At 46.1% G+C, this 24279-nt stretch carries 18 protein-coding genes; 6 read left to right on the plus strand and 12 right to left on the minus strand.

All coding sequences use genetic code 11. From position 1 onward, the window contains the following. Positions 1-18 precede the first annotated feature (18 nt). Genes RIG68_RS04425 through RIG68_RS04445 form a run of 5 tightly spaced genes read right to left on the minus strand, consistent with a single transcriptional unit; the run spans position 19 to position 6479 of the window. Positions 19-1089 carry a DUF4249 domain-containing protein gene (locus tag RIG68_RS04425; RefSeq protein WP_350119090.1) on the minus strand — a complete coding sequence of 357 codons (1071 nt, stop codon included), beginning with the start codon at positions 1087-1089 and terminating at the stop codon, positions 19-21. Continuing rightward, positions 1082-2119, minus strand: coding sequence for a DUF4249 domain-containing protein (locus RIG68_RS04430; protein ID WP_350119093.1), 1038 nt, complete (start codon positions 2117-2119; stop codon positions 1082-1084). The genes RIG68_RS04425 and RIG68_RS04430 overlap by 8 nt, the downstream gene beginning before the upstream one ends. Further along, on the minus strand, positions 2112-3182 hold the full coding sequence (locus RIG68_RS04435; protein ID WP_350119096.1) for a DUF4249 domain-containing protein: 1071 nt from the start codon (positions 3180-3182) through the stop codon (positions 2112-2114). The genes RIG68_RS04430 and RIG68_RS04435 overlap by 8 nt, the downstream gene beginning before the upstream one ends. Positions 3183-3184: 2 nt before the next feature. Continuing rightward, positions 3185-5875, minus strand: coding sequence for a TonB-dependent receptor domain-containing protein (locus RIG68_RS04440; RefSeq protein ID WP_350119099.1), 2691 nt, complete (start codon positions 5873-5875; stop codon positions 3185-3187). A 58-nt stretch (positions 5876-5933) separates the two neighbouring features. Further along, complete coding sequence (locus RIG68_RS04445) at positions 5934-6479, minus strand: hypothetical protein (protein ID WP_350119102.1); 546 nt, start codon at positions 6477-6479, stop codon at positions 5934-5936. A 554-nt stretch (positions 6480-7033) separates the two neighbouring features. Here RIG68_RS04445 and RIG68_RS04450 point away from each other — a divergent pair. The 4 genes from RIG68_RS04450 to RIG68_RS04465 all read left to right on the plus strand — a co-directional run bounded on the left by RIG68_RS04450 (position 7034) and on the right by RIG68_RS04465 (position 11876). Continuing rightward, positions 7034-7438 carry a hypothetical protein gene (locus tag RIG68_RS04450; protein ID WP_350119105.1) on the plus strand — a complete coding sequence of 135 codons (405 nt, stop codon included), beginning with the start codon at positions 7034-7036 and terminating at the stop codon, positions 7436-7438. 104 nt (positions 7439-7542) lie between these two features. Then, positions 7543-9135 carry an amino acid permease gene (locus RIG68_RS04455; RefSeq protein ID WP_350119108.1) on the plus strand — a complete coding sequence of 531 codons (1593 nt, stop codon included), beginning with the start codon at positions 7543-7545 and terminating at the stop codon, positions 9133-9135. 39 nt (positions 9136-9174) lie between these two features. Next, a complete protein-coding gene (locus RIG68_RS04460) occupies positions 9175-10479 on the plus strand; it encodes an NAD(P)/FAD-dependent oxidoreductase (RefSeq protein ID WP_350119111.1) in 1305 nt (434 codons plus the stop codon). Beyond that, entirely contained in the window at positions 10476-11876 is a 1401-nt protein-coding gene (locus tag RIG68_RS04465) for an inorganic phosphate transporter (protein ID WP_350119114.1), read from the plus strand. Before RIG68_RS04460 ends, RIG68_RS04465 begins: the two co-directional genes overlap by 4 nt. Before the next feature lie 130 nt (positions 11877-12006). Here RIG68_RS04465 and RIG68_RS04470 read toward each other — a convergent pair whose 3' ends face one another. The 7 genes from RIG68_RS04470 to RIG68_RS04500 all read right to left on the minus strand — a co-directional run bounded on the left by RIG68_RS04470 (position 12007) and on the right by RIG68_RS04500 (position 21910). Continuing rightward, positions 12007-13344, minus strand: coding sequence for a PhoH family protein (locus RIG68_RS04470; RefSeq protein WP_151998098.1), 1338 nt, complete (start codon positions 13342-13344; stop codon positions 12007-12009). 204 nt (positions 13345-13548) lie between these two features. Next, positions 13549-14205 carry an AlbA family DNA-binding domain-containing protein gene (locus RIG68_RS04475; protein WP_350119117.1) on the minus strand — a complete coding sequence of 219 codons (657 nt, stop codon included), beginning with the start codon at positions 14203-14205 and terminating at the stop codon, positions 13549-13551. 30 nt (positions 14206-14235) lie between these two features. Continuing rightward, positions 14236-15768, minus strand: a complete 1533-nt coding sequence (locus RIG68_RS04480) for a sigma 54-interacting transcriptional regulator (RefSeq protein ID WP_350091817.1) — start codon at positions 15766-15768, stop codon at positions 14236-14238. Positions 15769-15793: 25 nt separating this feature from the next. Further along, positions 15794-16891: a vWA domain-containing protein gene (locus RIG68_RS04485; protein ID WP_350119120.1), complete on the minus strand. Its 1098-nt coding sequence runs from the start codon at positions 16889-16891 to the stop codon at positions 15794-15796. Positions 16892-17285: 394 nt separating this feature from the next. Beyond that, the gene (locus tag RIG68_RS04490) at positions 17286-17912 is read right to left on the minus strand and encodes a sterol desaturase family protein (RefSeq protein WP_350119123.1); all 627 of its coding nucleotides are present in this window, start codon (positions 17910-17912) and stop codon (positions 17286-17288) included. An 89-nt stretch (positions 17913-18001) separates the two neighbouring features. Then, complete coding sequence (bshA, locus tag RIG68_RS04495) at positions 18002-19141, minus strand: N-acetyl-alpha-D-glucosaminyl L-malate synthase BshA (RefSeq protein WP_350119126.1); 1140 nt, start codon at positions 19139-19141, stop codon at positions 18002-18004. A 12-nt stretch (positions 19142-19153) separates the two neighbouring features. Then, positions 19154-21910 carry a serine hydrolase gene (locus RIG68_RS04500; RefSeq protein ID WP_350119129.1) on the minus strand — a complete coding sequence of 919 codons (2757 nt, stop codon included), beginning with the start codon at positions 21908-21910 and terminating at the stop codon, positions 19154-19156. 131 nt (positions 21911-22041) lie between these two features. Between RIG68_RS04500 and RIG68_RS04505 the strand changes: the two genes are divergently transcribed. Further along, on the plus strand, positions 22042-22401 hold the full coding sequence (locus RIG68_RS04505; protein ID WP_151998092.1) for a hypothetical protein: 360 nt from the start codon (positions 22042-22044) through the stop codon (positions 22399-22401). 3 nt (positions 22402-22404) lie between these two features. After that, positions 22405-24276, plus strand: a complete 1872-nt coding sequence (gene mutL, locus RIG68_RS04510; RefSeq protein WP_350119132.1) for a DNA mismatch repair endonuclease MutL — start codon at positions 22405-22407, stop codon at positions 24274-24276. Positions 24277-24279 lie beyond the last annotated feature (3 nt).

Consider the following 24279-nt stretch of genomic DNA (forward strand, 5'->3'; position numbering starts at 1 on the left):
TCGTTGATTCAGTTTCTTTTACCGCCAAAAAACTGGCTCTGTAGTAGTACTGTTCGGCAGGGTTCTACAGTCATCTGTGTATCGGTAAGTATAGACTACATTTCTCGGAATAAAATCTTTAGTCATAAACTCCCCCCTTGTTGTCACATCTGACACGGTAAAATATCCTACTACCTGCTCGCTCCTATCATCGACGTTGAAAATATTGCCCGGCAAACCTGAAGGGGCTGGATCAAACAGTGTTCCTTGTCGAAATTTCAGGTCGTACAATCCTTTCCAAAAAACATAAGCCTCAGCAGAGAGAGAATATTGAGTTACTTCAAAATATACCTTATCATAAAAGTATTTTTGGTCAATCGGATAAAAAATAAGGGGTATCTCTGCTTCCTCTATTCCATTCACCAGTTGGTCACTAAAGACAACAAATTCATCCAGGGTTTTAGTGACCCAACAAATATTACAGCAGGATTTGGGCTGAATAATGTAATTGCCAAGCTCCCGGTCGAACACCTGATAGGCAGATGGCTCGGTCAGCACTTTGAATATAGTAGTCATCCTGAGCAGATAGTAGTTCTTTTGGTCGGGTAAATCATTGACGATGGCCTTCACGCTGAATCCGTCAATATCTACAAAATTTCCAAGTTCATTCTTTTCCGACTTGACGGTATACGCTATTTCTACTTTATCCATCTCAGAAGTGGGCAAAGCTGTTTCTTCATTCGATTCATAAACCTTCCCGTCCTTCGTGACAATCCTGAGCCTGTACGCCTTTCCGCCCATAGCACTAAAAGATGAATCGGAATAGTATTGCCCCGCCGCCCGCTCCTTGAAAGCAAAGGACTGACCATCGCCGTCCAGGACAGACACTTCCGCACCGCTCACATATAGAATGTACTGATTCTCCTTATTGTAAATATTTCTGGTGGTAGTCAGCCTGACTGTCTGCGGCCCGGGATTACTTGAAACAAGTGCTTCCACGACCAGGTTGTTGCTCTTTTCGTCAGCGGGATAGTCGTAGGGTTCAACGCAGCTATTCAAGACAAACGCAGATATAAATAGAATAGCGATATGAAACGCAGCCTTAGTCATTCCAGTCGTGGGGCTCAACGTCAGTGATAGTCGAATGATCTTCCCTGGGATACTTAAAACAAGGTTCGGTATAATTAATTTCAGTATCCACTCTTTCCGGGAAATCCCGAGCATAAATATTTTTTGTAACATTCTTCACATCAGAGGCTGAGAACTGCCCCAGCACAATTTCGCCAGGTTCATTTACACTATGAACGTTTGATGGAATAAATGCAGGTGTCGGGTCAAAAACTCCTCCCTGCCGATAGGTGGTATTGTATACACTATTCCAAAACTGATAAGAAGCGAAATTCTCCGAAGAGATGGTTACGTCTACCTTTATCTTTTCGGCAAACATCACACCCCTAACTGGCAAGAAAAAGAGAGGGTACTGTGTGATATTGTTGCTCACCACCTGTTCACTAGAAAAAACCCCATATTCCAAAGGAGAAACATTTATCCAACAAGTCCTGGGTGTCTGTCCCACAGTATTAATGAGGTAGGTATACCGCCACCGGGCTCTGTAATAGCTGGTTTGCTTTGCTGGCTCTCTTACAAAGGCGTCAACAAAAAAGCCAGTGCTTTCCAACGCAGAATTCAGCTCCGACACATAGCTTTCCGAGCCGTATTTTATTCCAATGCTATCTATGTCGGCCATTGCCTGTAGCTGAACCGAATCCGACAGGTATTCCCGGCTATCCTCCAAGACTACTTTCAATTGATATTTTTCTCCTACTTCGCCCCGAAAATCTGCCGAAGTAAAGTAAACGCCAGATGTATCTTGCTCAACCAGTCGTTCTACCCACCCCGAAGAAGTCGCAATCGTTACTCTTGCGTTCTGCATGCGTAGTTTGAAGGCGTTTTTTTCGTTCCTGATGTTTCTGGTGGTGGTGAGGGTTACTTTGTGTGGGCCCGGCTCAGTTGTAATCGAGCCCTCTACGACCAAATAGTTGGTTTTTTCCTCGAAAGGATAGTCATATGGGTCAATGCACCCCTGGAGAGCAAGCAACGCCAGTGTCAGAACAGAATATATATATGTGCTATTACTCATTCCAGTATTCGGGTTCCTCGGCTGTCGTATTTGGATAAAAAAGGCATGTGTCGGGATAATTGGTGTCCGAATCAATCCGCTCAGGGAAATCGGTTGGGTGTATAAATCTCGAAATTGTTTTTACCTCCGATGCATAGAAATAGCCCAATACCAGCTCGTCTTTGTCTTCCACGTTGTAAACATTGGCTTCTACTGTATTCGGTGTCGAGTCGAATATCCCTCCCTGCCCATAACGAGAATCATACACCGATTTCCAAAATAAGTAGGCATCCTTGCTCAGCGAATTAATTGTGACCTCCAGATAAATTTTTTCATATAGCATTATGCCGACAACGGGCAGAAAGAAGAGGTCGTACTGCGTGACCGAGCTCCCGTTATTGAGCTGGTCGTTAGCAATGGTGAAGTCCGGGACTTTTTCCTCTACCCAGCAAACGGAGCAGCAGGCCTTGGGCGTAGCTACCCAACACTCACATCCTTCTGCGTCATAAGCTGTGGCCAATTCAGGGTGCGTAAAAATCTTATATGTGTAATCCCAATTTACTAAATAAGCATTCTCGGTTTCCGGGGGATCGTTGATGAAAGCCTTTGTGTAAAACCCCGTTCTTTCAATTACAGTATTCGCTTGCGAAATATATTTCTGTGAGGCATACTCAATACCAATACTGTCGATATCCGGCATGGGCAAAAGTTCTACCTGCTCCGACTCGTAGCTCTCACCATTTTCGAGCACTATCGTTAGCTGGTATTTTTCCCCAACTTGCCCTCTAAAGTTCCCTGACGTGTAATAAACCCCCGTGGTATCCTGGTCTATCAGCCTCACCACGCTACCGGTCGAAGTAGTGATAGAGACCTTGGCATTTTGCACCCGCAGCTTAAAAGCGTTTTCCTCATTGCCTATGTTTCGGGTGGTTGTCAAAGTGACCGAATACGGACCCGGCTCGGTCGTAATAGCCCCTTCCACCACGAGATAATTGGTTTGTTCCTTAAAAGGATAGTCGTACGGATCAATGCAGCCAGCCAGCAACATCCACATTATCCACGATAGTCTTTTGACAACCAGCATGACTAAAACTTAAAGTTGTAGGTGATGGAAGGAAAGGCGGCACCCAAAATGGCCAGCTTGTAGGCCGTTGGTCTGGCATCGGCTGTGTCTTTAAAGAAAACGCTGTACGCATTTTTTCTCCCGTACACATTGTAGACAGCGAACGTCCAGCTACTCTCCCAAAGCTTCTCTATCTTCAGGCTGGTGTCGAGCGTGAAGGCGAGATCGAGCCTGTGGTAGTCGGGAATTCGCCCGTTATTTCTCTCCGTGTAGTTGCCCACAAGCACTCCGTCGAAAAGAAAGCCATTTTCAGGAACGGAAAAGGGTCGCCCGGTAGAGTAGGTAAAATTAGAACTGATCGTCCATCTTCTGGTCGCTTTGTAGCTGCCAGAGAGCGTCAAATCATGGGGCTTGTCATAGTACGAAGGAAACCAGCTGCCCTTGTTGATGGTGGATTCACTGTCGACGCCATCCATCTTCCTGAGCGTTCTCGAATAGGTGTAGCTAGCCCACCCGTTGAGCTTGCCTTTGCTCCTCTTCACCAGCAGCTCAAGGCCATACGCCATGCCTTTGCCCTGAATGAGCTCCGTTTCTAAGGTAGGATTGAGCACCAGATCAGCCCCATCCTTGTAGTCCACCAGATTATCTATGTTCTTAAAGTATACTTCAGCAGAGGTCTCCCATGTGTTGTCTTCATAGTTTTTGAAGTAGCCGATGCTATATTGGTCAGCTATCAACGGCTTTAAATAATAGTTGCTTCCCATCCAGATGTCATACGGCGTAATGGCTGTCGTATTCGACACCAGGTGGATATACTGATAAATCCGGTTGTAGCTGGCCTTCAAAGAAGTCTCCTCATCGAGGCTATATCTGAGAGACAGCCGGGGCTCCAGACCTGAATAGGTTTTGATGGTTTCATTGCCCGAAAACTGAAGAGTATCCGTCAGCGTCGATGTCCTTCCTGGCCTTTCTCCAGCATACACAAATACGTCGGCTGGGCCATAGCTGCGATACATGGAATAACGCAGCCCCACCATCACTGACCAGGTCTCGTTCAGGTTAATTTCGTCGTTTGCATACAAAAAACTTTCCTGGCTTTGCTGCTCCGGCAAAGCAACAGGAGTAATCTGCGTGTCAGCATTTATGCCACTTCGATGGCCTGGCTTGAAATCATAAAAAGTGGTGCCGCCTCCAAATTGAAGCGTCTGCCTTTCGGTGTACTTGGTTACATCAGCCTTTACATCAAGCTGCCCCACGCCACTCGAAACCTTGTAGGGGTCAGTCAGCTGAAGATCTCCCAATTGGTATTGATAGTCGCTGTAAGCCACCGATAAGCCGCCAAGCAAATTTTCCGAAAACACATATCCCAACTCCGCTGAACCGAGTCCGTTCTGATAGTCGAACGACGACTCGTTAGCAATGGTAAAATTGTCTTTGCTTACATAGCCTGAGGCCTTTAACGACAGGCGATCAGTCAGCGAAAAGTCCAGCTTGCCCGACAAGTCCCAGAAGCCAGCTTTGTTCCCAACAAGCTCCTCCACTTTTATGAAAGTATCGAAAAGATAGTTGACATAAGACTTACGGGCCGCCACAATAAAGCTACTCTTGCCTTCTTTGATTGGCCCTTCAACCATTAGTCGGCTTGCCACCAAACCGATCCCCCCTTGCGAGCCAAATTTCTCCTTGCTGCCCGACTTTTGCTTTACCTCCACCACCGACGAAGCCCTGCTGCCAAGGTTGGCAGGAATACCCGCCTTGTAAATAGTCACATCATCAGTCGCATCAGGGCTGAAAATGGAAAAGAAGCCAAAAAGATGAGAAGTGTTGTACACAGGGGCTTTGTCAAGCAAAATGAGATTTTGATCGGCCGTACCGCCCCGCACATTGAGCCCGGTGGTGCCTTCACCAACGGTACTCACACCTGGCAGTAGCGTGAGAGATTTAATAATATCGACCTCTCCCAAAAATGCTGGTAGTTTTTTCACATCTTCCACCTGTAGCTGCACAGTGCCCATCTGAATACCCTTCACGTTGATATCAGGAGCTTGGCCTGCAATGGTAACGCCTTCCAGCTGTATCGTCTTTTCATAAAGATCCAACTGAAACTCCCCAGGGCCAAAAACAAACATCCGCTTGGCCTCCTGCTGGAGGGTTACGTGACTCACTCTCACATGATAGTCACCAGGCAAAAGCTGGAGGCTAAACCTTCCCGCAGCATTCGTCACTGTTCCACTGGCCAGCTCATCCACATAAACACTGGCTCCAAGAAGCGGCTCGTTGGTTTGACCATTTCGAATGGTGCCTCTCACAGAAACGGCGGTACCCGAAACAGCATTTGTAGAGTCGCCAACGACGATAAAGTCGGTGTCCTTGAGCCCTGCCAGATTCAGCGTAGAAAGCAGGTCGCTCCTGAGATAGAGGACTACATTGTAGGCGTCATAAAAATGATAGTTGAGTCTTGTGTTCGCTGTCCAGTCTTCCAAAGCCGACCGTAGCGAGGCACCGGAGTACTCGCCAGAAACACGCACATTTCCAAGCCACGCAGGGTCGTAGAAAAACTTAACAGATGAATTTTCTTCAATTTGACTGAGCACGTCCGTCAGTAATTCGTTGTCAAATTTTTCATCAATCCTTACGTCGGAAATCTGCTGCCCAAACGAATAAAAAGATGAAAAAATGAATACGGTTAGCGTTAGTAGTAGAAATCGTAGCATCCAATTATAATTACCCTTTCTGAACAAACCTGCACACCTAGTCCCTTACTAGGCATAATCAATTGCCGCTTCGCATCATCCTCGGGTCTCTTACCCTTTGCGCTTTAAGGAATAACACCAACGTCCCAACAAGTTCTTCAAAATCATCAAATTCCCGGTTATCTCCAAGATCGATATTCCAGTCGTCGGCAAGAAAATCGAAAAGCCTGGAAGGCAATCCGTCCAAATACTCACCAACGGTGCTATTGAAATAAAGCTCGCCAACCGGTACTTTGTAAATACCTGAAATGGCGTTAGCTAAGCTGATAAGAATGTCGTTCGGAGTAAACTTATTTCTGTAGAAATCAATACGGCGTTCAAATTCAATGGTGCCTCTTTCGAAAATAGTGAACTGAGTAGCCATGCCAAGCTCATCAAAAGTATAGCGGCAATGGTGCCGCAGGGCACCAAGTTTGAATCCGTAGGATTTAGCAAACAATGATCTGCTGGAGTAGACTTTAATTATCCTAAGCTGCTGATAATCGACTTCTCCCAGGCCTTTATCAAAAAAGCCTCGGTGAAAAGAGCTGTTAAGTACTCGATCCGGAAGATCCGGTAGTGCCATGGCATAAAATTATGTTCCATTTTAAAAAAAGGTACACTTATCCTTTGATAGTCCCTAATAGTTTTCTCCTCTTTCCTTACAAACGAAAAATATTTTATCGCCATCCTCAATTCCCCCTTCCTTTTTATTCTAGATTTACAACAGATTCAGAACTGTATGAGGTCTGTTTGCGCAACAACAGCTTTAGTTTTAGGTTTTCTGTGCCTGACTTTTGTGGCCAACAAACCCACTTTAGGTGGCAAAACAGAGTTTTCATCTGTTTCGAAGTTTGTTCAATCAACAATGCTTATTCAAAGCAAGGACGGTTCATTTTTTGTTGCTCCCCATCTCAATCTCCAAAATTCTGTAACTGGTTTCTACAGTAGATCGTCCGGGCATTTCCAATTGACATCTTTTAAGAGCTTTTTGATTTTACCTGCCGAATATGCCAGCAGCAAAGGGATATTGAATCACCTGCTGAACGACTCCCTTACTAAAGCCCCCTAACGGCTCAGGACGCCCTCAACTCAATAGTTCCCATTTTTCTTTCGAATGAGATTCAAATAGGTGTTCTGATGAAAAGCCTAAAAAAAGAGTCCTTAATTACCTCACAAAGTGGGCAGCTTGAAAACAATCCAGGTGCCCTGGCCGCAATGTTGCTGCTCGTTTTTACAATTGTTTGGTTTTCGGGCATTGTGCGGCAAAACTTTTCCGATCAAATGCACTTTGTGGATTCACAATTTGAGCCTATCTGCAAAAAAGGAAATAACAACTCTCTCAGCGGGCTACACATTGCCACAATTGCTGGTAGCCAGTCATCTTTAATTACTGCAAGTGTTGTCATCAGCAAATTGCCTCCGAGGGCTAAGACAACTCATTGCAGTGAGCTGTTTTATTACAAGCGACTGCTAGCCCAAAGCCGTTCCGGCATGTCTTTGGCGTCCAGCTTCGGACGCCCCTCACACCTCCTTCGAATTTGAAAAAGAAGAAGTCCTTAAACACACCCCTCAAAAAATCGATTTCTCTTCACACGCAGAGTGGAAAAAAACCTTTGTGTGCGGTCAAAAAAACTTGAATTAAACCAATGATCAATCAACTATTTGCTCGAAAACCCGCTGAATGGGTAGCAAGTGATATTAAAACAAATCAGCTAAAGAGAGTGCTTAGCCGCTGGAACCTGACAACCATGGGCGTTGGTGCCATCATCGGTGCAGGCATATTTGTCATGACCGGGTTGGCGGCCAGAGAATATGCCGGCCCTGCACTCGCTATATCGTTTATTATCGCCGGACTTGGTTGCTCCTTTGCAGCCTTGTGCTATGCAGAGTTTGCTTCCATTTATCCGGTGGAAGGTTCGGCCTATTCCTACAGCTATGCCACCATTGGCGAGCTATTTGCCTGGATTATAGGCTGGGATTTGATACTAGAATATGCCATGGCCGCTTCAACTGTAGCTGTGGGCTGGTCAGGATACTTCGGGAAACTACTAGGCCTTCTGCATATTCACTTACCACTATGGATAAGCAACGATCTGCATACAGCAAGGGCTCTGGTAGCTGAGGCTTCCAATAACGGCACACTGGCGGCGCTGGAGCAGCACTATACCTCGCTAGCTCTCCCCGAAGTGTTCGGTATTTCTTTAGCAATTAACCTTCCTGCTATTATTATTGTGCTCATCGTTACAGCTATCATCACCATTGGGGTGAGAGAAGCAGCTGGTACTAACCTGTGGTTGGTTGCAATCAAGGTCAGTGTGGTGCTTTTCGTTATTGTGGCGGGTGTATTCTTCATAGATACCGCTAACTGGAGCCCTTTTATTCCTGCCAGAGGCCTCAACGGAGAGGGTGTAATGGCCTTTGGGCTTGCAGGCATCACAGCTGGTGCAGCCTATATCTTCTTCGCCTATATTGGCTTCGATGCCGTAGCTACTCAGGCAGCTGAGTCGAAAAACCCGACCAAAGACTTGCCATTTGCAATCATTGCTTCCCTGGTCATTTGCACCATCCTCTATATTTCCGTTTCTCTTGTTGTCACAGGGATGGTCAACTACACCTTGCTAGATAAAGCTGCACCAGTCGCTGCAGCATTCATGGGTAGAGGAATGAACTTTGCGGTGTGGATCATCTCAATTGCCGCAGTTGCTGGTCTCACGTCTGTACTGCTGGTAATGACCATGGGCCAAACCCGAATACTGATGGCCATGTCAAAGGACGGTCTCCTTCCTGCCAAAATATTCGCATATGTTCATCCCAGACTGAAAACTCCAAGCCGCAGCTCAATACTAGTAGGCATACTCATTGCCCTGGTGGCAGGCTTTACGCCCATCGACACTATTGCCAAACTGGTCAACATCGGTACTCTATTGGCATTTGTGCTGGTTTGTATTTCAGTATGGCGATTGCGGTACACCCAGCCTGATCTGCCGAGGCCGTTTCGGGTAAAAGCACTACCCTTAGTAGCGATTTTGGGAATCGTATTCAACTTTGGAATGATGCTGAGCCTTGAATGGGAGAACTGGTTGAGGTTGCTTATATGGTTGCTTCTTGGCCTGGCAATCTACTTCTTCTATTCACGCAAGCGCAGCCTCCTGGGAAAACACTTGAAAGAGGGAAACGAGACCTTTCACCGGATCGGCGAAAAACACGATCATGACAAACCTACCATTGACAACGAATAGCAGACAGCTCAACCTTTATCAACTTCTAAAGTAAACCTTATGAAAATCAATATTCCTGACTCATCTCTTCCCAGAATCGTGATTATCGGAGGAGGGTTTGGCGGTCTCACACTGGCCATAAAGCTCAAAGGGCAACCTTATCAGGTAGTCCTGCTGGATAAAAATAACTATCATGTGTTTCAGCCACTGCTTTATCAGGTAGCTACTGCTCAGCTTGAGCCTTCAAATATTGCTTCGCCCTTCAGGGAGCTTTTTGAGAGTAGCCCGAACCTCTTCTTCCGGATGGCCGAAGTCTCCTGGGTTTCGGCTGAAACCAAGGTTGTAGAAACCAATATCGGAAACTTATCTTACGACCATCTGGTCATTGCCACCGGCGCCGTCACCAATTTTTTTGGGAATTCCGAAGTTGAAAAGTATTCACTTGCGATGAAAAACCTCCCAGAGGCTCTCGATCTGCGTAGCGTGTTTCTTCAGAACCTTGAAGAAGCAGTGAATATGGAAACGGGGGACGACCAGGAAAGTCTATTGGATCTGATCGTGGTTGGCGGCGGCCCCACGGGCGTAGAAACTGCCGGAGCCCTGGCAGAACTCAAGCATCACGTGTACCCAAGCGACTACACGGAGCTTGACTTCCGCCGAATGGACATTTACCTGATAGAGGCTGGTGCAAGGCTACTTCCATCGATGTCCGAGAAATCGTCCGAACGAACCAAATTGTATTTGGAAAAATTAGGGGTGCAGGTACTTCTGAATACCACCGTAACCAACTACGACGGTCGTTACGCCACTTTGCAAGGCGGCAGAAAAATTTTGTCTAGCTCCATGATCTGGACCGCCGGTGTAAAGGGTAACCCAGTGGCAGGACTGTTGAAAAGCTCCGTTACCAAAGGCAACCGGCTGACTGTAGGTCAGTATCTTCAGGTGGTTGGCTACAAAGGCATATTTGCCATTGGGGATGTGGCTGGCGTTTCCACTTTCAAACAGCCAACCCCCCACCCAATGGTTGCGCCCGTGGCCATGCAGCAAGCAAAGTCGCTGGCAAACAATTTCCGCCGAAGAAGCATCGGGAAAAATCCTATTCCATTTAAGTATGTCGACAAGGGTTCAATGGCCACTATTGGGAAAAACAAGGCTGTTGTAGACTTCGGCAAAGTCCACTTCAAAGGGATTTTTGCCTGGTTCATTTGGGGCGTGGTGCATATTATGTCACTCGTCGAATTCAGGAGTCGTTTTGTGGTGTTTTTTAGTTGGGCCTGGTCGTACCTCAGCTCCTCCAAAAGCATCCGGCTGATCATAAGGCCCTATCAAAAAAGAACGTTACAACAAATCCCAAAAGCAGTATGATCTTTGGACTGGAAAGTTGGCTGGCTGGCACGCTTTTTCTTTGCCTGCTGGCGGCTATTGTTTTCGAGTTTATCAACGGCTTTCACGATACCGCCAATGCCGTTGCGACCGTGATCTACACCAATACACTCAAACCCTGGACGGCAGTCGTATGGTCTGGCTTGTGGAATATTGCCGGCGTGCTCGCAGGAGGTATAGGCGTGGCAATGGGAATTGTGTACCTGCTACCAGTCGAGCTGCTGGTTGATCAGCAGGTCAACCACGCCGTTGCCATGATCATCGCCTTGCTTGGTTCTTCTATTGTTTGGAACTTCTCCACCTGGTACCTGGGCATTCCCTGCTCCAGTTCGCACACGCTGGTAGCTGCCATTCTTGGAGTTGGCGTTGCCCATTCTATTCTACCTGGTGCCAGCGGCACAGCCGTTAACTGGGACAAAGCCATTGAAGTCGGCAGCTCTTTGCTCATCTCTCCCTTTTTTGGGTTTGCCTTTACAATCCTGCTGATGTTCATTCTTCGTTGGTTTACAAAAGGCAAAAAATTGTTTGAGGAGCCAAAAAAGAAAGAAGTGCCTCCGCTGTGGATCAGGGCTATTCTTGTTTTTACCTGCACATCGGTTAGTTTCTTTCACGGATCCAACGATGGACAGAAGGGAGTTGGCGTAATAATGCTAATATTAATCGGTCTGGTGCCACTACAGTTTGCACTCAACCCCCAAATGAAACTTCCTGATGTTAAAAGTGCCTCAACGCACCTGGCAACAGAATTGAGCGAAATCGCTGCACAATCATCAGCATCTTCGCCGAGAGCGGCAGAAGCGGCATTGCTCAGCAGTCGGTTTACATTGCTTGCCAGGCAATTGGACGACATCCCAAATAATGTTGCAAACTCCAAATTTGAGGTTCGAAAAGTGATAATCACTGAGCGAAGAAATCTGGATAGGTTTGAAAAAAACCACAAATTCGACCTGACAACGGCACAAAAGAAAAACCTGAGCTTTCACAAAAAAACCATTGTTAGCGCCACCGACTACGTTCCTTTTTGGGTTTTGATTATGGTATCTCTTTCTTTGGGCACAGGCACCATGATCGGCTGGAAGCGCATCGTAGTTACTATTGGAGAAAAAATCGGGAAGCAGCACCTTACTTATGCACAGGGAGCTTCAGCCGAAATAGTTGCCGCCAGCACTATAGGTATGTCTACTTTCCTTGGGCTTCCCGTTAGTACTACTCAAGTGCTCAGCTCGGGCATCGCTGGCAGTATGGTGGCAAGTAAAGGTTTGAAAAATCTGCAAATGGGCACAATTAAGAGCATGGCTATTGCCTGGCTGCTAACGTTTCCGGTTGTATTCATGCTGGCGGGCACATTGTTCTATCTTTTCCGATCAATTTGGAGCTAAAATGAGCCTGCTATTCTACCGAAGCCTACTAAAACTTGCCGAAATCACTTTGTGTGGACTTTATTAGGCCAGAATGCCAATTGCCGACTATTGTATTGGGTAGTCGGCATGCCCAAATCCATCTGGCATGCTACAATAGCTGATTCGCAATATTCGCCAGTTCTGATCTTTCCCCCTTCTCAAGGGTAACGTGCGCATAAAGAGGATGGTCTTTGATTCTATCGATGAGGTATGACAATCCGTTGCTTTGCGAATCGAGATACGGTGTATCAATCTGATAGATATCGCCGGTGAAAATAATTTTCGTGTTTTCTCCTGCCCGGGTAATGATAGTTTTCACTTCATGGGGCGTCAGGTTTTGTGCTTCGTCCACAATGAAGAAAATATTGGACAAGCTTCTACCTCTGATATATGCCAACGGCGTAATTACCAGTTTCTCCTGATTCACCATATCCGTTATCCGGGAGTATTCCTTATCTGACTCGCTAAACTGGTTCTGAATAAATTTGAGGTTGTCCCACAGTGGCTCCATGTAAGGGTTGAGCTTTGATTTGATGTCGCCCGGCAGGTAGCCGATGTCCTTGTTGCTCAGCGGAACGATTGGGCGGGCCAGATAAATCTGCTTGTAGTTTCGTTTCTGCTCCAAAGCGCCAGCCAACGCAAGCAAGGTTTTGCCTGTGCCAGCCACCCCCGTGATGGACACAAGCCTTACCTCTGGGTTCATAATAGCGTGGATGGCAAAGGTCTGCTCCGCATTACGGGGCTTAATGCCATACACGGGCACTTTATCCACCTTCTCCACATTCTTTGAGTTGGGGTTATAAGTGGAAAGAATCGAGTTCTTATCGCTTTTCAGAATGAAGTAGTTATTGGCAGTGGGCTTAACCCCCTTCAGAATCTCCTTTCTGTCAATCACATTTTCTTCATACAACTTACTGATGTGGTCGGGGTCTATGTTTTCGATGATCGACTTGCCTGTATATAGATCGCTTACATTCTTAATTTTGCCGGTTTCATAGTCTTCTGCCAGCAATCCCAGCGACTTGGCCTTCAGCCTCAGGTTGATATCCTTGCTGACAAGTATCACCTTCTTCGTTTTTTCCTCCCTTTTCAATGTCAGAGCGGCGTTCAGAATCTTATGGTCAGCTTTTGGTTCGTCAAACACCTTTTCCGCATCTACTTCCGGGTTGCTCTGCATCACCACTTTAAACTTGCCCTTTGTCTTGCCGTTCAGTGGAATCCAATCCTGTAGCATGTAATTCTCCGACAACGTATCTATCAGCCTGATGAACTCCCGGGCCTCAAAATTCTTGGTGTCGTTCCCCTTTTTGAAATTATCAAGCTCTTCCAGCACGGTGATGGGGATGGCCACATCGTGCTCTGCAAAGTTCATGATTGAGTCGTGAGAATAAAGAATAACTGATGTGTCGAGTACAAAAACTTTCCCTTCCTTCGATGCTTTAGCCATGTGTACTTTATCAAAAAAACCAACAATACAAGTTGCTTTAAGGTTAATGATAAATGCCTAAATCTCTAAGTTAACTTTATAAAAAATTTGTCATTTTTTTTGACTTCACTCAACGTTCCATACCACCTGGATTGACCACAGAAACTCTTATCTGTCAGTGGCATAGACATGTACATTCCTTTTCTTTAGGTATTAAGTGAAGGCTCAAAAGCTCTCCTTCAGCGTGAACAAATCTCCTTTTTCGAGGGGTTGAATTGTTAGCACATTGGCAAGACACAACCGCACCAATGTTCTGGAGGCAATGATGACAGGGATTTTTGCTACTGATGCAAACTCAGAAAGGGTAATCGTCTTGTTGAATTTGAAATGCTCCATCAGCTTTTTTTCATTCTCACCATAGGTAAACTTGATGTTTTTTGTTCGCCGACTCCGCTTCAAAATTTGGCGCATCTCATCACTGGCCTGAATACTTTTGTCACCCACTCTGATATAGGCCTTGCCAAAAGCTTGTGTCGTGTCGGCAAGCGCATAATGCGGGCGCCTTCTGCTTGGCTTGATGAAATAATAGAGCACCCCCAAATTGTCGTCAATGGGCACTATCTCCGACTTATAGTCAAGAGTTGGTCTGCACAACTCATCAATCGCCTTTTTCAGCAGGTAATCATGCTCTTCAGCATATTTTAACCCGGGAATGCCCCCCTCATCGCTAATGCCAACAAGTAAATAACCTCCGTCGGCATTGGCAAAGGCCACAATCTCCCGTACAATCTTTTCCGGATGGGCCACCTTCCGCTTGAACTCTATCTGCTGACCCTCTCCCCTCCTAACAAGTCTTTTAATTTCCTGAAGTGACACCGGCATGATACAACTGAATCAATATCAGCCTTAATATTATGTATTAAAATCGTCATCCTCATCATCTTCCTCGCCAGGGCCAGGCATGCTGAACATGCTGCTCAGCAAATCTTTGAACGACGTGCCTGTGGCCAGATGGTGCTTGGAAAGCTGGCTGAATTCGGCCAGGCCATGGAGGGCAAACTCCATCAAAAAGTATTTCAGCTTGTCGTCTGCTTGCTTATGGTATTCCTTCACCAGCTCCTTTAGTCCGGGCACTCCCTCAAGCAACTTGCGATGCTCCTTCTCAGTAGACTCATTTAGCAAGTCGACCATATTACCCTCACCAAACCAATCAGTGATCGCTTTGTACGGGTTGGGGGCGTTTCTTTTCTTTCTAATTTCTTCCGGATTTGGGAAGTAAAGCAAAAACTGGCTCCTGATCGCCTTACCCACCAGGTTCTGTGCCACTATACCAGGGCCCTCCTGCTCGCCTTCATATACGAGCTCCACTTTTCCGGTAATAGAAGGAAGCACGCCAACAAAATCGCCCACTCTCACATTGGTGGACTTCTCACCGTTAATCAGTGCCCTTCTTTCTGCCGAACTGTACATGTTTTCCATGGCAGAAATAGTCAACCTGGCCGACACGCCACTCTTCGCATCCACATACTCGCTGGAGCGTGCTTCAAACGCTATCTGCTCAATCAGATTTTTAGCCAACTCTCCGGCACTCACAACATCCAGCTGCTCTTTTAAGACCCTTGCTTCCTGATCGGTTATCTTCCGTCCTATCTCAATAGATTTAGGATAGTGAGTAATAATCTGGCTGTCAATCCTGTCCTTCAGCGGTGTCACTATACTTCCTCTGTTGGTATAGTCTTCAGGATTGGCCGTGAATACAAACTGAATATCCAAAGGCAGCCTTAGTTTAAAACCACGAATCTGGATATCGCCCTCCTGAAGGATATTGAAAAGCGCTACTTGTATCCTGGCTTGTAAGTCAGGAAGCTCATTGATCACAAAAATTCCCCTGTGCGACCTTGGCACAAGTCCATGATGAATCACTCTCTCGTCCGAATAAGGAAGCTTCAGCGAAGCAGCTTTTATCGGATCCACGTCTCCAATCAAGTCGGCAATGGTCACGTCGGGTGTTGCCAGCTTCTCTGTATATCTTTCATCCCGGTGCAGCCAGCTAACGGGTGTCTTGTCTCCGTGCTCAGCCACCAGGTCTTTGGCAAACCTCGAAATCGGGTTCAGGGGATCGTCATTCAAATCTGCTCCCTCAATCACCGGAATGTATTCGTCCAGCAGCTCGATCATTTGGCGGGCCATTCTTGTCTTGGCCTGCCCCCTTAGCCCGAGGAAGTTAATATTGTGCCTCGATAAAATGGCTCTTTCCACATCGGGAATCACCGTTTCTTCATAACCCCATATCCCTTCAAAAACGCTCTTTTTGGCTTTGAGCCTGGCGATCAAATTGCGCCTGAGCTCGTCTTTGATGGATTCGGGTTGGTAGCCACATGCCTTGAGCTCGCCGAGTGTATGTATTTTGCGTAGTTGTGCGAAGGAGAGATCCCTATATTTCATTTGTGCTTACTAATTTTCTGGTTGGTTAAAATCTTTTCTTTTTGTTCCGGCGGTAGTCTTCAAATATGAGCTCCCCAAGTCCTTTAAGGCTGCTATAGTAAGCATTGCCATTGTTGACCATAGTAAACTCCTTGACAAATTGCTTTAAATATGGGTCGGAAGCGATCATGAAGGTGGTGATAGGGATATTGAGTTTGCGGCAGGCAGCCGCCAAATCTAATGTTCTGTTCAAAATCTTTGGGTCAAGGCCAAAGCTATTCTTGTAGTACTTAATGCCTTGCTTGATACAGGTGGGTTTCCCATCTGTGATCATGAATATCTGCTTGTTCTTATTTTTTCTTCTCCGTAGCAAGTCCATTGCCAACTCAAGCCCAGCCACAGTGTTGGTGTGGTAAGGCCCTACGCTAAGGTACGGCAAGTCCTTAATGTCAATCTGCCAGGCATCGTTGCCAAACACGAGTATGTCCAGTGTGTCTTTTTTGTATTTGTGCATGATCAGCTCAGAGAGCGCCATTGCCACTTTTTTTGCCGGCGTAATCCTGTCCTCGCCGTATAAGATCATCGAATGGCTGATATCTATCATCAGCACGGTGCTGGTCTGCGTCTTGTATTCTGTTTCAACAATCTCCAGGTCGTCTTCAGTCAGCCTGAAATCAGAAAACCCGTGGTTGATTTGTGCATTCTTAATAGAATCGGTAAGTGAAATCTGCTCGAGGGTGTCCCCAAATTGAAATTCTCTCCTATCGGTACCTGGCTCATCTCCATGACCCGGCATAGGCGTTGCATGGTTTCCCTTGCCCGATTTTTTTAGCTTTCCGAAAATTTCCTCCAGAGAATTTTTTCGAATGGCTCTTTCCGATTTCGCCGTTATCTTAAACTCGCCGTCTGGTGTCTTATCGGTAATAAACCCTTTGTTCTTAAGGTCATCTATAAAATCTCCTATGCCGTAGTCAGGATTTGTGATGGAATATTGTTTGTCGAGGTTGGTCAACCAACTCAAAGCCTCCGAAACATCCCCCGATGTAATCACCAGGAGCTGATGGAAAATGTTGAGCAAGTTCTCAAATTCGGTCTTCTCTTCGTCCTTGGAGGGTATATAGTCAGTAAAGCGGTAGCCTATCATGTGTTCCTTTTCGTTATAACCATTAACCAACAATTAAAGTTATTGATTCAGTCCTTAACACAAAATAACTTGTGCTGCTCGAATCGATGGTCATTATAATTTGTATTAATTAAATATTAAATTGAACTTTAAATATTGAATTAATATTTTTCTCCTTTAATAATTTTGAATACTTAAAGTAATGCTTTAACTTATTTATCCCATTTGAGCATTATAACTATGAAAGGCAGAAGAAGATTCTTTTTTACACTCGTTAAAGACCTGTTCTACAAGTTTTTAGCGCATTCAGATCAAAAAGGTACTGAGACTAACAAACACCACCACTATAGTACACATTGACTATTGGTGAATGTTTAACTTCAAAATGAAGGTCGCTTAGTGCGGCCTTCATTGACTACTTTTTTGGCAAGGTTCCAAACACAAAATCCCAAAATGGGGATGAAACGCCGAACCCACGGTCGTCGTCCTTATAATGGTGTATGCCGTGGTTGACCCACAATACCTTCAGAAAGTTTTTCGGAGGCTGATAGGCATGTATGGCATAGTGCATAAAGGCATAGGTCACATACCCAAGTAAAAAGCCCGGAACAAACGCAAATGCGTATTGTTGCATCGGAATCCAGAAGATCACAAAAAGTACACCTCCTATCATTAATGCGCCGGCCGGCGGCATTACAACCCTTGATTTATCCTTAGGATATTCGTGATGAACACCGTGTAAAGTGTATTGAATGGCATTCTTGATCTTGTTAGTCGGTGCCATATGAAACACAAAGCGGTGCAACAGGTACTCAGCCAGTGTCCAGCTGAAGTAGCCAGCAGCAAACAAGCTGGCAATCTGGGTGATAGAAAACCCTATTTCCATGGCCGACCAGTACAACAAAAAAGCAGCTATTGAGCAGAGTATCCCAAGTGTTACTGAATAGTGGGCCCTTGTCAGTCTTTCAAGAACAGGGTTTTTAAAAAGCTGCGTGGTGCCACTGTTGTTCGGTTTTACCTTCGATCTAACGCTTGCAGGCATTTTTCCTTACTTCTTATCCCAACAATAATTTATTTTTCGCTCGAAAATTGGCTCGATTTACAACAAAATTCCTACCCCCTTAAATTCCACTATACCGCACTTATTTTGAAAGATTCCACGATTTTGTTATAAAATGATTCATACATGGGAAGAATATTGGTTATGTCAAACTCCTTAGCACGCTTAAGTGCACCTTCCTTGAAGCTGGGTAAGTTTTCGTCCTTCAAAATGTGAAGCGATTTTTTAGTCATGCTTTCGATATCACCTATATCACAGGTAAACCCGGAAACACCATCAATATTGAGCTCTGTGAGGCCGCCTGTATTTGATGACACCACAGGGACTTCGCATGCCATTGCCTCCAACGCTGCCAGGCCGAAGCTCTCCTTTTCAGAAGGCATCAGAAACAGATCCGCCACTGACAGTACTTCCTCCACATGATCAAGCTTGCCGAGAAACCTGGTGTCCTCAAATGAACAGGTTTCACGGCAAAGTGCTTCTGCCTTGCTTCTTTCAGGGCCATCACCCACCATCAGGAGCTTTGCCGGCATCTCCTTTCTAATACCAATGAAGATTTTTATCACATCCTCCACCCGTTTTACTTTTCTGAAATTGGAAGTGTGCACCACCAGTTTCTCTCCGTTAGGACATATTGCTTGCTTAAAATGATCCTTTTTTTGCTTCTTGAATCGCTCGAGGTCGATAAAATTGGGGATTACCTCGATCTCCTTGGTGATAGCAAAATGCTCATATGTTTCATCCCGCAGCGAGCTTGAAACAGCTGTTACCCCATCGGACTGATTAATCGAAAACGTGACCACGGGCTCATAGGAGGGATCTTTGCCAACCAGCGTAATATCAGTACCATGCAGCGTCGTAATCACTGGTATTTCTATCCCCTTAACTCGCAGTATCTGCTTAGCCATGTAAGCGGCCGACGCATGAGGAATAGCGTAGTGCACATGCAACAAATCCAACTTCTCGAACTGCACAACCTCTACCATCTTACTGGCCAACGCCAACTCATAGGGCGGATACTGGAACAGGGGATATGACTGCACGTCTACCTCGTGGTAGAAAAGATTCTCGTTAAAGAAATCAAGTCGTGTGGGTTGTGAATAAGTAATGAAGTGAATCCTGTGCCCTTCTTTGGCCAGGGCCTTTCCAAGCTCGGTGGCCACCACTCCGCTACCACCAAAGGTGGGATAACATACTATTCCGATGTTCATATCTCTTGCTAACTATTCACCGGAAGTAAGCTGCCAACCTAGCGACTGATAGATTACGTCCTGGATTCTTGTACGTATATTCGATTCTACGAGTTTGTTATTGTGAGCGTCCGGGTGAACCCTGTTGGAAAGGAAGATATAAATCAGTTCCATTTCCGGATCTACCCACACCGCCGTACCAGTAAACCCGGTATGGCCATAAGTAGTTTCAGAACTCCAAAAAGAAGTATTATTTCTCGTAAAAGAGAGGTCTTTCATGTCCCAGCCCAATGCCCGTGGAGCATTGTTAGAGAGGCGTCTGGTAAACATGTCAACTGTCTTATTGTCAACATATTGCTTACCCCCATAGTACCCTTTTTGAAGGTGCATTTGAAGCAAAATCGCCAGCGAATTGGCATTGCCAAACAGGCCGGCATGCCCGGCTACTCCACCCATTATTGCTGCGTTTTCATCGTGCACTGTTCCCCACACCATGTTTTTTCTGAAATAGAAGTCGAGCTCAGTGGGTGCGATCGACTGGTAAGGATAACTGCACAAAGGCTGGAAACAAAGCCGATCCATACCAAGAGGCTTGTACACCTCTCTGCTCACAAACTCGTCGAGTGGCATTCCTGTCACTTCCTCTACGAGCTTTTGGATGATCATGAACCCAAGGTCACTGTATTTATAGGTATAAACGGAATCTTTCGGCCCTAAGGTCATCAAATCCGTCTGTAAAGTCCATCGCCAAACAGAGTCCTTCATGGCCGGAGTTGAGTACATGCCAGGCAGAATCTCCATGGAAAATTCCTCGCCGGCGGAGGCGTTGAAGAACATGGGATCAAGTATCTTCTTTCTTTTACTTTCGTAGGATCGCTGCCAAAAAGGAATGTAGGGCTTTAGCCCCGCCTGATGAAGCAGCACATCCTCCACAATCAGCCTCTCTTTGTTTGTGCCTAGCGTACTTTTGATGTAGGCTCCAAGGTTGGATTTAATATCGATCTTTCCCTGATCCACCAAAATCATCAACGCCTGTAAAGTAGCACTCACCTTGGTTAACGAAGCAAGGTCATAAAGTGTCTCGTTGGTAACAGGCATCAGGCTGTCGTAGCTCAGGTAGCCAAAGGCCTTTTCGTAAAGCACCACGCCACCTTTGGCTACTAAAATCTGACAGCCGGGAGTGGCTTTATCGGCTATGGCTTTTATCGCAATGCTGTCCACCACATCGAGGCCCTTGATGGTTCTCATCCATGGTTCTCCATACTTTAGTCTGGCCAGCGGTTCCGTAGACGATGCGGCAGCAAAAAGCTCTTTCGCTCCATTCCATTTACCGGAATAACCATAGGCTCCGAAAAGAAGCTGCGGTGCCAGTCGCTCTGCCTGTTCACCGCCCACAGGGTGGTAGCTTATGTGCTCAATGCCCACAAACAACTCAAGGTTTTCGCTCAACCCCAAAAGCACCAGCGTAACCTTCGTCCGCTCTTTTTGCAGCTTGACCAAAAAACCCAGCAGCCTGGCTTGCTCCTGGTGGCTCAGAGCATCGAACCACGCCAGGTCGATAGCGGCGATGTAATTGTCGAAATGAGCGATTTGCCAGGCTGGCATTTCTGCGCTCATCAGCCCCATGGGAAAGGCAAATTCTGTTACGGACGCATACTTGTGCATATGCTCAAGAAAATCCTTGCTCACGTCGCCAAAAGAAGATGTTGCAAAAGATTGATTTTCCAGTTTTTTGAACGGAATCAAGGCCTCAGCATTGGCAAGAAGCGTGGCAGACTTCAAATTCAGTTGAAAAGCAAATGACCTTTCAGCTGCGTTGCCTGCGGCTGCCATAACCTCCTCAGGCTGGCTTCGGAGCAGGAGCCGCTGCAACTTCCATTGCGAGATTTTCCCGGCTACTGCTTTTTGTTTTTTGTATTTAATCTTGGCATCAGCAAGCCTTGCTGACTCGTGAAATGCCTGCCCTGGCGACACGAAAAGAAAATCAGCAACAGGGTTCTTCAAGTCTTGACTCCAGGCCTTTTCTGAAGGGTAATAGGCGAATGTGATTGGATGGTAGCTAAACTCCTTAGCCAGGAATTTAGTCGCTTCGTAGCCGTTTTCGAAAGCCACTGGCTGATTTTGGAGAGAACTAATATTGACCCCCCTAATTTCGGCCTCCTTGTACAGGCTGAGTTCTTCGGTTAAAGGAAGTCTTAATTCACCAAACGCACTGGATGAGAAATTACCGACAACATCAATTCCCCCTTCAGCGAGAGCTTTCAGATAAGCAACTGCAGACTGTTTTACAGCTTCGGGCTCCTCGCCATAGCCTTGCCAAAAAGAAAGCCGAAAGAGGTCTACCATCACAAAGTCAATGCCTGCAGCACGTAACAGAACTGCGTCACGTGAGGCTGCCGTACGTATCAAGTCGTCGCCCGCCACTGCTGCCAGCACCGATGGCGGCGTGAGCCCAAGGTTGCGATAGGTTTTTTGATCAGCGGCACTGAGATTGAGCCCTATCAGCAGCTGCTGCGGTGTCCCTCCTTCAACCAAGGCGATATGGGCTGCAATTTCGGAAAGGGAGTGGTGCGACTGATATAAAATACCCCCCAGTTGATTTTGATTCAAAAACTTTACAACAGAGTCGTTTTGTGATCTTCTATCAACCTCCTCCAGCGTTAACATCCACCTCTGTGTTACTATTTCACCGAAAACTTCCTGCTCACCCCATGCATACGCCCCGCCACCGAGGTGCATCAGCACCAGGCAAAGTAGCGTTATTGAGGCCGGGTAAAGTTTTTGGAACATTGATCTTTTGATCTGTGTTAATCCTAAAATATAACCTAACTTTGTTTTAAAACGTAAAGAATTTATTCACCCTTCTGCACACAGTAGCAAAAGCGGTACCAAATTTTGAAGAACGGAAGACCTGCTTTATTATGAGAATTCCTTCAATTATTCGCCTGCCAAGGTATAAGAACTTTGATTATACACCAAGACACTATGACCCTGTCAAGGAAGATATCGAAGAGCGTACCAGAAAAATAAAGAATGAGATGAATGAGGATGCCGAAAGTGGCACTACCTCCAGCATTGCCGGAGCATTCAGAAGAAAAACTGGCTCATCGTTTACGGGCACCAATTATTCCACGTCGCTCCTTCAGCTTGTCATTGCTGTGATCCTCCTCGGCGGGTTTGTTGGCTATCTTTTTTACGGCAATCAAGTATTTTACTTCTTAATGCTAGGTGTTCCTGTTTACCTTTACTTTCGCTTCAGAGGTATCTTTTTCAAAAAATAGCAAATGAGTGATATCATACGTCTCCTTCCTGAGTCGCTAGCCAACCAAATAGCGGCAGGAGAAGTCGTACAACGCCCCGCATCGGCTGTCAAAGAATTGCTGGAAAACAGCGTAGATGCTGGAGCCACTTCTATTCAATTGATCGTGAAGGAGGCTGGCAAACAGCTGATCCGGGTGATCGACAATGGAGCTGGTATGTCAGAAACCGATGCCCGTATGAGTTTTGAGAGACATGCAACCTCCAAGCTAAGAACGCCCGAAGATCTCTTCCGGATTCAAACAAAAGGATTTAGGGGTGAGGCCCTCGCTTCCATTGCCGCCGTGGCTCAGGTCGAGCTCAAAACAAAAAGAAAAGAGTCGGAGTTGGGCTCATTTATATGCATTGAAGGGTCGGAAATCAAGAAACAGGAGCCTTGTGTGACGCCTCATGGCAGCACGGTGTCAGTAAAAAACCTTTTTTTCAACGTGCCAGCCAGGCGTAATTTCCTCAAGAGCAACCCGGTGGAAATGCGCCATATTATTGATGAATTCCAGCGGGTGGCACTGGCTCATCCGGGCATCGCATTTTCCCTTCATCAAAATGACCTCCCGGTATATCAGCTGGAGGAAGGAAAGCTATCGGGCCGGATCATTGGGCTCTTCAACAAGAATTACAGGGAACAATTAGTGCCGGTGGATGAAAGCACCGACCAGATCAAAATCCATGGTTACATTGGTAAGCCTGAGTTCAGCAAGAAAACCCGTGGTGAGCAGTTCTTCTTTATCAACAATCGCTACATCAAGAATAACTATTTGAATCATGCGCTCACGAATGCCTTCGAAGGGCTTTTGTCGGCAGACACCCACCCGTTTTACGTGCTTTTCATTGACATGGATCCTTCAAAAATCGATATCAATGTGCACCCAACAAAAACTGAAGTGAAGTTTGAAGATGAGCGGCTGATATATGGTGTGGTAAAATCTGCCATCAGGCAGGCACTGGGTGCACACAACATTGCCCCTTCGCTGGACTTCAACTACGACGTGAACTTTGAGGCTATCACCCGCTCCAAGCTGAATTTTGATGAGATAAGCCAGGCAAAACGACCTATGCCAGCCGGTTCGTCATCTTTCAGTTCTCCGTTGAGTAAAAACAATGCAAAGAACTGGGAAAGACTCTACGAAGACGCCAACCTGGAAGCCCAATATTCTTTTGAAGAGGTGAAGAAAGAGGGACCTGCCGGTGCGGAACCTATTGTTAAAACTTTTGCCAGCGACGCAACGCCAGAGGAGCCTACTCAGGAAATTCAGGCCTCAGTGCTTGAAGTGGAAATCAACCCACCGTTTCAGCTTCATAAAAAATACATTTGTAAGCAGGTGAAATCAGGCTTGCTGATCATCAATCAGGAGCACGCCCACGAAAGGATACTTTTCGAAAGGTTCACCCACCACCTCGAAAAAGGCCAGGCAGCTTCGCAGCAATTTCTTTTTCCGCAGCAGCTCAACCTCAATCCATCCGATTATCAATTAGTGATGGAAATGGAAGAAGAAATGAAAGCACTGGGATTTGTTTTCAGTATATTCGGCCAAAATACCCTCGTGATCAACGGCATGCCTGCCGAACTTTCGGGCTCCAACGAGAAGGAAGTGCTGGAGGGGTTGATAGAACAATTTAAAGTTTATAAATCTGAATTGAGTATAAATCGTAAAGAGAATCTGGCGAGGTCAATGGCCAAACGCACCGGGCTCAAAAATGGGAAGATGCTTAGCAACGAAGAAATGGTTTCATTGATCGATCAGCTTTTTGCTTGCTCCCAACCAAACTATACTCCCGGAGGCCAGGCAACCATGTACATATTGGGCCTTGATCGACTTGCCAGTTTCTTTAATGAATAGACG

It is taken from the genome of Imperialibacter sp., assembly GCF_040222385.1.
Lineage (GTDB): Bacteria > Bacteroidota > Bacteroidia > Cytophagales > Cyclobacteriaceae > Imperialibacter.

What these genes read in the sequence shown, in the direction of transcription:
- RIG68_RS04425 (WP_350119090.1), bottom strand. Translation starts at nt 1,089, where the DNA reads ATGACTAAGGCTGCGTTTCATATCGCTATTCTATTTATATCTGCGTTT.
- RIG68_RS04430 (WP_350119093.1), bottom strand. Translation starts at nt 2,119, where the DNA reads ATGAGTAATAGCACATATATATATTCTGTTCTGACACTGGCGTTGCTT.
- RIG68_RS04435 (WP_350119096.1), bottom strand. Translation starts at nt 3,182, where the DNA reads ATGCTGGTTGTCAAAAGACTATCGTGGATAATGTGGATGTTGCTGGCT.
- RIG68_RS04440 (WP_350119099.1), bottom strand. Translation starts at nt 5,875, where the DNA reads ATGCTACGATTTCTACTACTAACGCTAACCGTATTCATTTTTTCATCT.
- RIG68_RS04445 (WP_350119102.1), bottom strand. Translation starts at nt 6,479, where the DNA reads ATGGCACTACCGGATCTTCCGGATCGAGTACTTAACAGCTCTTTTCAC.
- RIG68_RS04450 (WP_350119105.1), top strand. Translation starts at nt 7,034, where the DNA reads ATGAAAAGCCTAAAAAAAGAGTCCTTAATTACCTCACAAAGTGGGCAG.
- RIG68_RS04455 (WP_350119108.1), top strand. Translation starts at nt 7,543, where the DNA reads ATGATCAATCAACTATTTGCTCGAAAACCCGCTGAATGGGTAGCAAGT.
- RIG68_RS04460 (WP_350119111.1), top strand. Translation starts at nt 9,175, where the DNA reads ATGAAAATCAATATTCCTGACTCATCTCTTCCCAGAATCGTGATTATC.
- RIG68_RS04465 (WP_350119114.1), top strand. Translation starts at nt 10,476, where the DNA reads ATGATCTTTGGACTGGAAAGTTGGCTGGCTGGCACGCTTTTTCTTTGC.
- RIG68_RS04470 (WP_151998098.1), bottom strand. Translation starts at nt 13,344, where the DNA reads ATGGCTAAAGCATCGAAGGAAGGGAAAGTTTTTGTACTCGACACATCA.
- RIG68_RS04475 (WP_350119117.1), bottom strand. Translation starts at nt 14,205, where the DNA reads ATGCCGGTGTCACTTCAGGAAATTAAAAGACTTGTTAGGAGGGGAGAG.
- RIG68_RS04480 (WP_350091817.1), bottom strand. Translation starts at nt 15,768, where the DNA reads ATGAAATATAGGGATCTCTCCTTCGCACAACTACGCAAAATACATACA.
- RIG68_RS04485 (WP_350119120.1), bottom strand. Translation starts at nt 16,891, where the DNA reads ATGATAGGCTACCGCTTTACTGACTATATACCCTCCAAGGACGAAGAG.
- RIG68_RS04490 (WP_350119123.1), bottom strand. Translation starts at nt 17,912, where the DNA reads ATGCCTGCAAGCGTTAGATCGAAGGTAAAACCGAACAACAGTGGCACC.
- bshA (WP_350119126.1), bottom strand. Translation starts at nt 19,141, where the DNA reads ATGAACATCGGAATAGTATGTTATCCCACCTTTGGTGGTAGCGGAGTG.
- RIG68_RS04500 (WP_350119129.1), bottom strand. Translation starts at nt 21,910, where the DNA reads ATGTTCCAAAAACTTTACCCGGCCTCAATAACGCTACTTTGCCTGGTG.
- RIG68_RS04505 (WP_151998092.1), top strand. Translation starts at nt 22,042, where the DNA reads ATGAGAATTCCTTCAATTATTCGCCTGCCAAGGTATAAGAACTTTGAT.
- mutL (WP_350119132.1), top strand. Translation starts at nt 22,405, where the DNA reads ATGAGTGATATCATACGTCTCCTTCCTGAGTCGCTAGCCAACCAAATA.